Here is a 13,460-nt window from a genome sequence, read left to right on the forward strand (position 1 = left end):
TCTAAGAAAACAAGAGTAAATAAGTGTTTTCGCTTCTTTTATTGAGGGAGGTTAGCTGAAGAAGGAATTCAAATGTATAAAAATTGAATTTACATTGACTTATGGAAGATTATTGAATAAACTATCTTTAATTATTTAATAAAGGCAATGAAGAGAAAAAGTAAAATGATTTTGTTTTTCCCCAGAGAGCTTCGGTAGCTGAAAAGAAGCAAAAACAGTCATTTGAACAATGGTCTCTGAGCTTCGTACTGAACATACTTTTTTGTATTAGTAGGATACGACGAGTTTTGGCACTCGTTATCAATGTCACAGTATAAGAGTAGATTCTTACTCCGTACTTGCTGAGGCAGATGGTGTGAATCATTTGCGAAATAAGGTGGTAACACGTGGAATTTAAACCTCGTCCTTAACTATTACGGTTAAGGCGAGGTTTTTTTGTTTTTATATTTTATTTTAGGAGGTCAAACGTATGAGTATTTTTATTGGTGGTGCTTGGGCTTATGCTAATGGCTCATTACATCTTGGTCACATTTCTAGTTTGTTGCCTGGCGATATACTGGCTAGATATTATCGTTTAAAAGGTGAAAAGGTTTTATATGTATCAGGAAGCGATTGTAATGGCACACCTATTACAATTAGAGCAAAACAAGAAGGGGTTTTACCAAAGGAGATAGCGGATCGGTATCACCATGAATTTGTAGAGTGTTTTTCGAAATTAGGATTCTCATACGACATCTATACAAGGACTGACACTGAACATCACCATAAAATCGTCCAGGAGATTTTTTTGGAGCTGCTTGAAAAGGGTCTTATTTACAAGAAGGAAATTGAACAAACATATTGCGAATACGATCAGCAATTCTTACCAGACCGTTACGTTGAAGGCATTTGTCCAAATTGTGGGGCAAATGCACGTGGTGATCAATGTGATTACTGCTCTACTGTTCTTGAGCCACTTGAATTACTGGAAAGGAAATGCAAAATTTGTGGTAATCCCCCCAACACAAGAAAAACAGAGCATTTTTATTTTTCTTTAAGTTCTATACAGAATATTTTAGAAAACTATACAGAGGGAGCCGAGAGTAGACATCTTTGGCGTGAAAATGCAATTTCATTGACAAAAAGGTATTTGAAAGAAGGTTTGCAGGATAGAGCAGTTTCCAGGGATTTGCCTATTGGGGTAAGTGTTCCAGTGCCTGGTTATGAAGATAAGAAAATTTACGTTTGGATTGAAGCAGTTTCAGGATATTACACAGCTAGCAAGCTGTGGTCAAAAGAAACTAAAAATGATGACTCAAATTTTTGGAATTCCTATGCCACATCCTATTACGTCCACGGGAAAGATAATATACCGTTCCATTCAATTATATGGGCAGGAATTTTGGCTGGATTAGGGAAGGATTCTTTACCAACTCACATCGTTTCAAATGAGTACTTGACTTTAGAGAAGAAGAAATTGTCTACAAGTAACAACTGGGCAGTGTGGGTTCCAGATATTTTGGATAGGTACGAACCAGATTCTGTACGATATTTTTTAACAATAAACGCACCAGAAAGTCGGGATGCAGACTTTTCTTGGAAGGAATTCATCTATAGTCATAATAGTGAATTATTGGGGGCCTATGGTAACTTTGTAAACAGAACATTGAAATTTATTCAAAAATCATTTGATGGGGTTATCCCTGATAAAGTCATTAACTCGGCTATTCAAGATAAAGTCAATGATTTGTATGGTGAAGTAGGACGGAACATTGAAAATGCTTCGTTCAAACAAGGGCTGGAAAAAGTCTTTGAGCTAGTAAGGTTTTCGAATAAATACTTTGATGAACAACAACCTTGGAAACAGATTCACGAGGATAAAGAGTCATGTAAACAGACTCTTGCAAATTGCGTTTACTTAATCGGTAATTTAGCAAATATCTTGAAACCTTTCCTTCCTTTTTCCAGTGTTAAAGTTAATAAAATGTTAAATATATTGGAAACCAGCTGGAATTCATTTTTGGTTCAACCCCAAACATTATCGAATGTTGAAACTTTATTTGAGCGAATAGACCCGGCAAGAATTGAAGAAGAACTAGAAAGATTAAACAATCAAACTGTAATAAAATATGATTAAGTCTATTTTTAAAGCCTTTAATAAATTGACAAGGGAAGGCTGTTCCGACAGCCTTTCTTATTTCTATTTAAGTTGTGAAACATTGTACTTAAACAATAGGGTGCTTTTCTTCAATTAGCATCTTTTAGAAAAAAGGAATATTTCTGTAACAAGAAATATGTTCATAAAAAAAAGGCACCTTTTTCAGGTGCATTTAATTAGCTGGCTGAAGGCTAAATTTTTTGTTTAGGTCATTTTATGAATATTATTTATCAATGAATGGGGTATGGCCCACTTATTAAACGAAAAATAAAAAATAGTGTTAGCTGTTTTATTTAATGATGATGGGGTCAAGCCTTGCTCACGAATTATGTCCTAAGGCTTGTTGAATATGAAATTGAACTACGTCACATTTTTTATGAAATCAAAAAAATAAGAGAAGCAATAGCTTCTCTTATGATGGTTTACGTTTAAAATTAACCACGTTGTTTTGTTGTTTATTTTTCTTTTTTAATGGGATTGTTTTTGGCTCAGGATTGGCCATTAATTCCATTTTTTCTACATAATAATTATCTAATTCATCTACCCAATGAGGTAATTCCTGAGATGGGTAAGGGTAAGGGGCAAGTGCAGGATTTGAATAATGCTGCACTTCCATAAGTCCTCCTTGAAGCATGTTCGTATACCGTTGCCTCTTTTCACATTCCGCTTTCCAGGCAAGTAAAAGAGTCTCACCTTTAGGTTGGTCAGGGAAAAATTCTCTCCAGCGATAATGGGGCTCAGCTTCACCGAAATGTTTTGTGAGTACCTTATCTAATTTGCTATAACGCATTTCCATAATCGCCTGCAGCTTCATGGATGTATATAAGCTCAGATAAAGCACAAGGGGGATGGAGAATCTCTCCCATCCGTAAATCCATTTGGAAGGATCTGATAGTGTTACTGCACCAAACCAACCTAAGACAAAGCCAAAGGCTGCTATAAGCGCCGCAAGGTCCTTATATCCGATATTCTTTATATTCGAATCTCTTTCTAAAGGATCCAGGCTACTAAAGCTAGCATTAATATAGATTCTGTCTCTGAAAAAAGTAATGACTCTCTGATAGAACCGGTTATCAACTACTTTTCGAATGTCTGTACTCACTGCCTGTGGCGGGTTACTTAGATAATACGCCATGATTGGTGGAATATAGGGAGTTTCAACCCATCTTTCCATTTCTGTTACTAATCGATTAGACCGAATTTTTTCCATAGTTTCAAATTTGGTATTTACAATTTCTCTTGTTACCAAATAAGAGAATAAGGCAATCAACATCCAATCCCACCATGAATAAAAGGCAGTGTAAAAAAACTCTAATATTTCTTTGTACTCATTAAAAATAGGAATCTTAAATACAAACTGTAGGATCCATGTTGCTGGGTAGGCAATGACAGCCCAAAAGATCACCATTTTCATTTTTGATAACATAAACCTCACTCCTTAAAAAGTAATAAAAAAGCATTCATTCAATGGCATTTGTCACAAGGACATAAGGTACCATTCAAATGAATGCATTGTAGTAAAGAAAAATCTGCCCGCGTGGGTAGATTAGGTAACAAAAGAAATAGTATAAAATAATCATAGCATTTAACATATACCAAAATAAAGAAAAAATGGTATACTATGCATATATTATTTTTAGAAATTTCAACCTTACCTATGCAGGAAAGGGATTATTTAATTGAAAAGCTCAATTTGAGTTACCGATGAAAGAAATTCGCTTTTTATTGGTGATTCAAATTGGGCTTTTTTTTGCTTTAATTACTTTTATTGAGGAGGAAGAAATAATGAAAACAACTACAGGGTCCACTACTGTAACCGGCTTTAGTAAAGCTGGTTTTTCGTGTTGTTCTCGTTGGAAAAGCTGTAATATGGGAGAAACCTGTTCTTACGAAATGGAGGACCCGGAAGCCAAGGAATTCTGTCGCTGTTATCAACGAAAGCATTACGGAGGTCTAGTAGATGATGCTTCAGCTTATAAAGTTGAGCAAGCATTAGATTCTTCAACTGACCAGGAAGTCTTTCCATCAGTAGCTACCGAAGATGAGAAGGTATTATCGGATCCAGAACAGCTGACTTTATTTTAGAAACTTTTTTAAGGAGGAATATGAAATGCTGCAATTATCTTTGTTTAATGACATTGAGGAAGTAATAAGGGAAACAGTAGGTGAGCAAGTAGCTCTCATTGTTGATGGAAACAACGTATTAAATCGAGCCTATTATGCATCTGCATTAAATCCCGATAATATCATGAAATCTCCTGATGGAAGATATACCAACGGTGTTTTAGGGTTCTTGAAAATGATACTTAAATACAAGGATGAATTAAAAGCCACTCATTTAGCTGTGGTTTTTGATGAGGGAAGAGGGTTTAGGCAAGACTTGTTCCAAGAATATAAAGGGACAAGGGGGAAGCAGCCGGATGAACTAAAAGAACAATTTCCATTGTTAAGGTCAATTTTAAAGGGAATTGGAATTCCAGTTTTCTCTCACAAACAATATGAAGCTGATGATCGTGCGACTTGTTAAACAATAACCGTATTCTCCATACGGGAAATGTTTGAATCTAAGTACTTTAGATTTAACTTCTAATTCGATGGTTGAAATGAGGAATCCAAGTTTTCCGAAGCGACCACACTAATACTCCTACATGCTTTTGGTGTGACAGACATCCAAAAAGTGTGAAGCTAGGTGAAGTCGGCTGAAAGTTACCGTTAAAAGATATTTTTACAATATCTCACGAAAGCTCCTTAGCGGTAAGGGGTGTAACTGATAAGCCGGGTGTCTATAAAATATCTATGGTGAGAATGACCAACTGGTCTGACGAAGCTCCGAATGTAAGGGTCTATACGGCTAAGATATCTAATCGGTATCTCGTAAATATATGTTTACGTAAGTTGACGAAAAGTAAGATTGATCGTTATGAAATTCGTCCATTCAACTATGGGAATGAAAGACTTACAGGCTCAAAGGATGCCACCTAAGGATATATGAACAGATAGAATTAGCGGAACAAGGAAAACAAAGGACGTTGCAATGGGACTGTCAGCCCAAACGGTTGTTATAAGGCTTTATTATAGTCGAAATACATTTACCTTTGTGAGAGTAGAGGCATGACCATTGAAACTACCGTAATGGTAATGGAGGAATAGCCTCAAGTCTTGTGATAGTTATAACTAATATTCTAAACAGTGAATTGCAAGGGTCTTGTATGAAGATGGGAATATCATTCCAAGAAGGGAGTGATCCATTATGCAAGCACAATTACGATATCGGGAATACTACGGTATGACCGAAAAATTCGATGAATTGTATGAAATAAGTAAACAGGGTACATCACATAAACACCTATACGATACCATCGTAACAAGGGAAAATATCCTACTAGCTTATCGTACAATTAAAAATAACAAGGGTTCTAAAACTGCTGGTTCAGATGGGCGCACAATTAAAGACTTCCAAGACTGGAATGAAGATAAATTTGTCCGCTTTATTCAAAAACGACTCGAAAACTATCAGCCAATGAAAGTAAGAAGAGTTCTTGTACCTAAACCCAATGGAGATAAACGACCTTTAGGCATACCAAGTATGAGTGACAGAATTATTCAACAAGCTTTCAAACAGGTTCTCGAACCAATTTGCGAAGCACGATTCTATAATCACTCATATGGTTTTAGACCATTTCGGTCAACACACCACGCCTTATCAAGAGTAAACAGTCTAATCAATCTCTCACAATTACATTATGTAGTGGATGTGGATATTAAGGGTTTCTTCGATAATGTAAATCACACACTACTACTTAAACAACTTTGGAATTTAGGAATACAAGATAGGAAAGTCTTAAGGTTAATAAGTAAAATGCTGAAAGCAGAGATAGATGGAGAAGGTATCCCTACAAAAGGAACTCCACAAGGAGGAATCCTCTCACCTTTATTATCCAATGTAGTTTTACATGACTTGGATATGTGGATATATGGTCAATGGGAAGGTTTCCAAACCCAACATACATTCAATAAAGGGTACAACAAATATGTAAGTCTGAAGAAATTCTCTAATCTCAAAGAAGGTTATATTGTGAGATATGCGGATGACTTCAAAATTCTTTGTCGTACTCGACAAACTGCTGAGAGATGGTTCCATGCTGTAAAGCTATACCTAAAGGATAGACTTAAACTCGACATATCACCTGAAAAATCACAAGTGATAAACTTACGAAAAAGAAAATCCGAGTTCTTAGGTTTTTCAATCAAAGCTGAAAGAAAAGGAAAGAAATGTGTAGCATTCACTCGACCTAGCAAGAAAAAGATGGAGCAATACAAGGAAGACGGACGAAAACGAATTATTCAAATTCAAAAAAGTCCAACAGCCCAAAATGCTTTACTCTACAATAGCTGGGTGCTAGGCATTCACAACTATAGCCGTGCTGCAACACACGTCTTTCCAGAGTTTAATAAACTAGCATACGCGCTTAGTAAAACCCTATTCAATCGTTTGAAAAAAGTCGGCAAGTATGAACGTCCTAAGAAACCTCCGCCTTCTTATTTTAAGTTCTATAAAACCACCTATAAGACACACAAAATAGGACGAATATATCTTTATCCCATCACGGATGTAAGCCATAAAAATGTTATGAACTTTTCACAACATTTGACTACTTACACTAAAAAAGGTAGAGACGATATTCACAAGGAACTTAGAGGCGATGTGTTGATTGAAATCAGACGTCTCATGATGTCAAACATCCCGAACAGAAGCATCGAATACATGGATAATCGAATTAGTAGGTACAGTATGAAAAACGGTAAATGCGAAATCACAGGAGAATTCCTACCTGCTGAATTAGTACACTGTCACCATCTAGTACCCACCGGCTTAGGAGGAACAGATGAATTTAATAATCTGCGAATCTTAAAGAAAGATATTCATATCCTAGTCCATGCAGTGGATGTACAAACGATTAAAAAATATATAGATAAACTACGCCCTAGTAGCGAAGTAATCAACAAAATCGATAACTATCGTAAAATGTGTAACTTAGAACCTATTAGTTAATCAATAACATCACAAGATGGAACGCCGTATGCGATGAAAGTTGCACGTACGGTGTGGAGTGGGGGAAAAGTTCAACCGAGTAAAATAATACCTACTAAAATTTAGTATTATTGAAAAGTTGTTTACGGAGGATACCGAATCCAAAGGCTTACCTATCACTATTAATTGCTTCGCTGGCCCGCATGCTGGAGAGCGATATGAAAGTTTTTACGTTATCAAACGATAAAGATCTTCTTCAAATTGTAAGTAATCAAGTTGTTCAAATCTTTCGCGATAAGAAAACGGATATTTATTATAACAGTGAAGAATTTAAGTCTAAATATCAAGGTTTGGAGCCTATTCAAATCATCGAAATTAAAGTTCTTATGGGAGATTCCTCTGATAATATTCCCGGGGTCCCAGGTATAGGAGAAAAAGGAGCTATGGGGTTAATAAAAGCTTTTCAAACGATTGAATCTCTTTTTGAGTCCATAGATAATCTACCCAAAGAATTTAACCGATATAAGAAGAAGCTAGAGGAAGGTAAGGCAAGCGGGGTACTGTCTAAGACCTTAACAACTCTAAAAAGCGATATTTGTCCAATCGAACATAAGGATGATATTCTATATCAAAGTAAGAAAGAGCATAATGAGTATTTAGAAGAAGCCTGTTCAGAACTGGGGTTTCAATCTTTCTTACGTGACTTGAATCTAGGGAAATATAAAATATAAATTAGTATTTTATCTTGTCAGTTTATCTCAATTTATGTCTAGTTTTGCGATAGCATTGTAAAATTATACTTTATCATGCTAAAATAAGGAAAAAAATAGATATAGAGATAGAGACCGAAATTGGAGAGAGATAAGATATGATTCGTATATTTTGGCTAATTGTTGTGGATCAACAAACTGGTTATTTTCACAATGCACAAATGGCCTCTAAGAATGAGGCGGATACTTTCGAAGATATGAAATATAAATTCGAACAGAAGTTTCCTAAGTATATTGTGATACATGGTGGTCCAGGATTAGATACAAGACCGACTTTTTATGAAGGTCTTCCACAAGTAGGATAATAAATAAAATTGCATTATTGAAGAAGAAAGAAACACTCATCCATAATTGGTTGAGTGTTTTTGTATTTTGGAGGAATTGATATGAATCTTGAAAAAGTCTGGACTGAACTCGAAAGTAACGGAGAGCCGGGAATAGACAGCGAAAATACGATGGATGTGTTTAATACTCTTATTTTTTCACCTGGAAATACATTTGGTGAGATAAAGGAATTCATAGAGAAAACTGATAGAAAAACATTAGAAATGGCCTTAGGTGATATTTACTTTATTCCCAGCATGGAGGCAGGAGAGTACGAAGATCATGAGATTCAGGAAAGATATCATTTATATTCAAATGACTTTAGGGAGATTTGCTATATAGGTGAAATTATCTCTACTATTTGGAGTCAATCGAAACCTAAAAAGAAACGGTTTTTTTAAGGAGGAATATTGATGCTGCCTGGTTTATCAGAAATGGATAAAAGTGAATTTCAGGATGCAATTGATCGCGTCATCCAAGCAAAAATCTTATTTGAAATGAGAGGAATTTATCCACCTGATCACTTTGAATATTATGCAAGTAGTGAAGAGGGAGTGGAATTCCTACTAAGTATGATTTGTCTAGGAAATAAATGGACACAAATAGATTCCAATACCAATGGCAATGGTGTAGAAATGGTGATAATAAATAGTCCCGAATTGAAACAAATTTATAAAGAAATTGGTACGGTTCCAGAGTCGATACACTTAAAGTTCCAGCAAATCATTAAGTCTTACCATGAATTTTGGGATGGAGACTTTGGGGAGTTTACCGGAAAAATGCTATTTTGCGAGGATGGAAATATTGGTCTCTATTTTGATTTTTGTTACGGCCCTATGTACAGCTTTTTTGAAAGTATGTTGCTGTTAAAGGATCGATTACAAGCCTTATTGGAGGAAATAAGACAAGAATTATCGAAGGAGAGTGTAGCTTAATGCGAATGGAAGTTGTGTTAGATGGGTCAAAACATGTAGAAATAAAGAAATTCGATGGAGATATTCAAATTGGAAGAAGAAAAGCGCTGACTGACGATTTTATTAGAAGCATGCTCAGCGCTATTGATGAACAGGAATTGTTAAATTACTTATTTGAAAAGGAATATTTAGAAGTTATTCAGAAGTATATCGATGAAGAGGCTGACGTGCGCTATGTAGGAACGGTTTTTGAAAATCTAATTCAAAAAATAAACAATAAAAAAGATTCTCTTGAAAAAAACCAATATTATATAGATTTATTGATACTTCTACTAGATAAAGTAGACATTCAAAAGATTGATCTGATGGGTCTGAGAGGCATCCTTGGATCGGCTTTAAAAAATGTTGATAAGATGGAATCTGACTCAGTGGAGTTTCAGTCATTACTGCTTACATTATTAAACAAAGCAGAGGTAAACAAAGAGCTATCTACTCCTGCCCTTTCAAAGATTTTGGATGTCGCAGCTAAAAAAGTGGCCATGACAGAGAATCAAGAAGAACTAAAGGAGCTATTTTTCTCCATTGTTACGAAAGCACAAAACGATTGGCTAGAAAAAGCCATAAGTACAGCCGTACCGAATCGTGTGCTTTGTAATAGTTTTATGCCTAAAAATATTTTGTACTACCAAAAAGACTTGATAAGTGAAACGGTCATTATTCAGGTATCGAAAGAGAAGCGTAATGTTCGTTTTCATGATGTGGAATACAAGCAGGTAGGGCATCCTTCTTTACTGTTTTATTTTCGTGTTCATAATCATCGAATTAGTAAAATCAAAATTGCCTGTGTAAAGGATAAGATTTTGAAAGAAGACACTCGCTTGTACCATTATCCATATTCGAATGTATTTGGAGATCACAGAGTTTGCTGGAGCTATGGGGAATATAAGATAGACTCACTGGATAAGCTGCAGCACATTCCTTATGTATTTCTTTCTACTCCTAATAATGGTCATGTGAATCCTCAAACCCGTATGTTGTTTGAGAAATATCAAAATGCAGAGTTTGATGATGAGACGCTGTCTCCATCCAATAAAACGTTTGCTGAATTTGTTGCAAAAGATTAATGAGAGGCCTTATTGGTATACTCCAATAAGGCTCTTTTCATATAATTAATCTATTGGAATAAGTACACACATAGATTGTTAGGTTTAGGTTTCTTTACCTGGATGAAAGGAGTACTTACATGTACTTAAAAATATTTTTTGGCGTTTGCATCTTGTACTTAGTGGGAAGCTTAATTTACTATTTTAGGAACCGTGAAGGTTTTATCTTACACATAGGAAGACTTCGGAAAAGCTTATATGTCATGTTCTTAACGGCCCTTTGTCTGGGATTTATCCTCCAAGAGATGGATTATAAGGACTGGCAGCTGTTGCTCCAAATGACAGCTTTCATTGTCTTTGTGGATCTTGCAGTGTTTCAAACACCTAATATATTAAAGATATTCAATGCTGAACTTCAGCATGAAGACTTAATTCGTGAGACACTAGAGAAGAACCAAAGGACATTAGGCTTTGTTACTCAAAAAGCAAATACCTTTACTGCAGTAATCCAAGAATCAGAAGACTATTTCATGGGAAAGCAGCCGGTTTCAAGTTGGACAGAATATGAAAAAGAGCTTTGTGAATACGTAAGTAAATATACTGGTTTTTTTGATTTCAATCTAAAATTATTCCTGATACCCGATTATCAAAATCAGGAGGAATTAGTCAATGCCATTATGGTTTCACTTGAGCAGGTTGAAAGAAGATATAATGTGAACATTGAAGATATGGAAGACGTCTCGAACCGACTAGCTGATGCAGAAAGTTTGCCATTGGTCATAGAAGAATTATTTATTGTTCCTTTTTATGGCCAGCATACCTACTTAGCTTTAGTTAGCAGCAAAGATGTTGAAGTTACAGGAATTGATGCTCTTAATATTGTCAATCTCATCAGTATTTTTGAATGGGAGATGTGTTAATACGCGTATTAGTGGTATAATTAAAAATAATCAATCCATTGGAGGATGATTAACTATGATTGCTAGCAGAATTGCTCATTCAAGAAAAAAGGTTAAGAAGTATAGAGGCCGAGCAGGCAGAATGGTAACTCCCTCTGGAGAAACCTCTGCAATTAATAATGGCGGAAAGAAATTAACCAAAGTTGCACCAGGAGACTCATTTAGTGGTGTAAATGAAATGAATAAAAAGGTGTTAGAGTTGTTAAATAATCAATAGAGACTGGAAGCAAAGGCAAAACGCCTTTGCTTTTTTTATGGTCATATTACAAAAGGTCCATGGATATACTTCTTATATAAGGAGGATAGCTATGGGAGAAGATAAGAATCTGAAACCTCGAAAGAAGACCGTTGTTAAAGATATGGGATTTAAAGTGGCAGAGGAAAACGAAAAGATAATAGAAGTACTAAAAGAAAAGAAAGCGGAAAACAAATAGCTGCAATCTTTCCTTTTTTACGACTAATGGGAATGATATACTAGACTCATACTTCTTCTTTTCATTTTTACTAACACCCAGGCGGGCGTTATTATTAAATTTATGAACGCACTTTATCCAAGTGATTAAAACTACTATCGTAGTTAATTTAATCCTTTGGGTAAAGTGCGTTTTTTGCATTTTCCATTACTTTTTAAGGGGGATTACAATGATCATCAAAAAGGTTTACCGAGTGTTTGATAATTTATTTTTCTGTAGAAAGGATGCTGAAGCTATTCTAAGTGGCTGGGAACATAAAGAAAACGTATATGTTCAATATGCAGTCCTTGAGGAATCTAAGGCAGAATTAATAGTTGGCGGAGTAAACTATGGAATACCGGCCGAAGAAGTGACTGTTTACACTAATGAAAAGAATGCCCTGCAGGACCTCACTGAAGATTGTTAGGTTGAAATTCATTAAGTTTAGCTTAAAAACACTACTACAGCAAAGGCAGGGATGAGGAATGATTGTAAAGCACCAAACAAGCGCTAGAAGTTATGAACGCATGTTTAAGCGGGAAATGAAGAAAGCAGGCTTTTATAATACGGCCAGTGGAATAACAAACTATATTGTTGAGTATGGTAAAAATGCTATTACTGTTAAAACGCAAAAGGGTGGCACAATTTCAATAACCAGAGGGCAACTAAGACGTGCTATTTCTTTTACGTTATTTAAAAGAACCATCATTAGAAAGGATATGGAGGGGTTCTCCAGCTACTCATCAGCACTATTTGGAATGATAAATAGGATTTTTTATCATATTGCCAGGTTATTGAAATTAAGAGAGGGGTACCGTTTATCACTTAAGACCCTACGTTTTTGGGCGAGTGGACTTGAAAGAGAAAAGAATGGTTTGATGCTGCTTAAATCAATAGGAGGACATTTTGTGCTCTTTAATTTCTTTCAAATCCTGCAGTCAGGTACTAGCTGTCTAAAGCAATTAGATCGATATAATTTATATGCTTATATTGATAGTGGTAGCTTTTCTCTTCATAATCAAAAATTTAAGAAAGGTTTACAAAATCTATCCCTGTTTGATGAAGAAACCGAACAGGATATGATATTGAAAGGGTATGCTGACTTTATTAATGCTAATAAGAATAATCCAAGAATCTTAGGGTTCTTCCCCTTAGATGTAATAGGAAATCCTGAAGCCACAAAAGAAAATTATGCTAAATTAAAGGCCATGGTTCCAGGAGCAAACATCATCCCTGTCTTTCAGGTTTCGGATTCACTGAAGTCACTGGAAACGTTAGTTGAGGAAGAACATGAGGTCATTGCACTTGGAGGGTTGATTCCGTTAATGAAGAAAGGATTGAACTACTGTAGAGTTATTTTGGATAGAATATTTAATATATATCCTAATATAAACTTCCATTTCCTTGGGGGAGCCAATGAAATGCTGTTAGAATATCCGTTCTTTTCAAGTGATAGCACCGCTTACCTTAATGGCAGAAGGAATCCTTCACAACGTAAATTGTATTTGCCGAATGCTGAAAGGGTCGATGCACCGGCAGAGTTAAATACCAATGATATTATAAAGCAAAATTTAAAATTTTTGATTGAACTTGAAGAAATAAAGCGAGTAGAATTATTCAGTTTCGCTTAGTAAGTTAAATTGAATAAACGCCCGGGCTTTCTTTAACGGGTTCGGTTTTGAAGTGCAAAATTCGAATCAGCAATGCTTTTCGAAGTGTAATTCGCAGTTGAATTAGCAGATACTTTAGCAGTTGAATTAGCACGCAAA

At 35.5% G+C, this 13,460-nt stretch carries 15 protein-coding genes and 1 other annotated feature; of the genes, 14 read left to right on the plus strand and 1 reads right to left on the minus strand.

Annotation, left to right across the window (positions count from 1 at the left end; translation table 11 throughout):
* Positions 1-138 precede the first annotated feature (138 nt).
* Positions 139-411: a binding site (T-box leader), on the plus strand.
* A 58-nt stretch (positions 412-469) separates the two neighbouring features.
* Positions 470-2,116: a methionine--tRNA ligase gene (metG, locus tag JI665_RS19190; protein WP_206842910.1), complete on the plus strand. Its 1,647-nt coding sequence runs from the start codon at positions 470-472 to the stop codon at positions 2,114-2,116.
* 433 nt (positions 2,117-2,549) lie between these two features.
* Here metG and JI665_RS19195 read toward each other — a convergent pair whose 3' ends face one another.
* Complete coding sequence (locus JI665_RS19195) at positions 2,550-3,563, minus strand: hypothetical protein (RefSeq protein WP_206842911.1); 1,014 nt, start codon at positions 3,561-3,563, stop codon at positions 2,550-2,552.
* 278 nt (positions 3,564-3,841) lie between these two features.
* Between JI665_RS19195 and JI665_RS19200 the strand changes: the two genes are divergently transcribed.
* The 13 genes from JI665_RS19200 to JI665_RS19255 all read left to right on the plus strand — a co-directional run bounded on the left by JI665_RS19200 (position 3,842) and on the right by JI665_RS19255 (position 13,322).
* Complete coding sequence (locus tag JI665_RS19200; RefSeq protein ID WP_206842912.1) at positions 3,842-4,222, plus strand: hypothetical protein; 381 nt, start codon at positions 3,842-3,844, stop codon at positions 4,220-4,222.
* Positions 4,223-4,247: 25 nt separating this feature from the next.
* Positions 4,248-4,664, plus strand: coding sequence for a hypothetical protein (locus JI665_RS19205; protein ID WP_206842914.1), 417 nt, complete (start codon positions 4,248-4,250; stop codon positions 4,662-4,664).
* 723 nt (positions 4,665-5,387) lie between these two features.
* The gene (ltrA, locus tag JI665_RS19210) at positions 5,388-7,190 is read left to right on the plus strand and encodes a group II intron reverse transcriptase/maturase (RefSeq protein ID WP_206842917.1); all 1,803 of its coding nucleotides are present in this window, start codon (positions 5,388-5,390) and stop codon (positions 7,188-7,190) included.
* Positions 7,191-7,387: 197 nt separating this feature from the next.
* Positions 7,388-7,900 carry a 5'-3' exonuclease gene (locus JI665_RS19215; RefSeq protein ID WP_206842919.1) on the plus strand — a complete coding sequence of 171 codons (513 nt, stop codon included), beginning with the start codon at positions 7,388-7,390 and terminating at the stop codon, positions 7,898-7,900.
* A gap of 137 nt (positions 7,901-8,037) precedes the next feature.
* A complete protein-coding gene (locus JI665_RS19220; RefSeq protein ID WP_035333029.1) occupies positions 8,038-8,244 on the plus strand; it encodes a hypothetical protein in 207 nt (68 codons plus the stop codon).
* A gap of 81 nt (positions 8,245-8,325) precedes the next feature.
* On the plus strand, positions 8,326-8,664 hold the full coding sequence (locus JI665_RS19225; protein ID WP_206842920.1) for a hypothetical protein: 339 nt from the start codon (positions 8,326-8,328) through the stop codon (positions 8,662-8,664).
* Positions 8,665-8,676: 12 nt separating this feature from the next.
* Positions 8,677-9,198, plus strand: a complete 522-nt coding sequence (locus JI665_RS19230; protein WP_206842922.1) for a hypothetical protein — start codon at positions 8,677-8,679, stop codon at positions 9,196-9,198.
* Complete coding sequence (locus JI665_RS19235) at positions 9,198-10,301, plus strand: hypothetical protein (protein WP_206842924.1); 1,104 nt, start codon at positions 9,198-9,200, stop codon at positions 10,299-10,301. Before JI665_RS19230 ends, JI665_RS19235 begins: the two co-directional genes overlap by 1 nt.
* 119 nt (positions 10,302-10,420) lie before the next feature.
* A complete protein-coding gene (locus JI665_RS19240) occupies positions 10,421-11,200 on the plus strand; it encodes a type II toxin-antitoxin system SpoIISA family toxin (protein ID WP_206842926.1) in 780 nt (259 codons plus the stop codon).
* A gap of 55 nt (positions 11,201-11,255) precedes the next feature.
* Positions 11,256-11,456, plus strand: a complete 201-nt coding sequence (locus JI665_RS19245; protein WP_071160098.1) for a hypothetical protein — start codon at positions 11,256-11,258, stop codon at positions 11,454-11,456.
* Between the two features lie 91 nt (positions 11,457-11,547).
* Positions 11,548-11,673: a hypothetical protein gene (locus JI665_RS29005; RefSeq protein WP_280516111.1), complete on the plus strand. Its 126-nt coding sequence runs from the start codon at positions 11,548-11,550 to the stop codon at positions 11,671-11,673.
* A 208-nt stretch (positions 11,674-11,881) separates the two neighbouring features.
* Positions 11,882-12,118, plus strand: a complete 237-nt coding sequence (locus JI665_RS19250) for a hypothetical protein (protein WP_206842927.1) — start codon at positions 11,882-11,884, stop codon at positions 12,116-12,118.
* A gap of 58 nt (positions 12,119-12,176) precedes the next feature.
* Positions 12,177-13,322 carry a hypothetical protein gene (locus JI665_RS19255; protein ID WP_206842929.1) on the plus strand — a complete coding sequence of 382 codons (1,146 nt, stop codon included), beginning with the start codon at positions 12,177-12,179 and terminating at the stop codon, positions 13,320-13,322.
* Positions 13,323-13,460: the final 138 nt, after the last annotated feature.

The sequence above is a fragment of the Bacillus sp. NTK034 genome, assembly GCF_017303275.1.
Taxonomy (GTDB): Bacteria; Bacillota; Bacilli; order Bacillales; family Cytobacillaceae; genus Cytobacillus.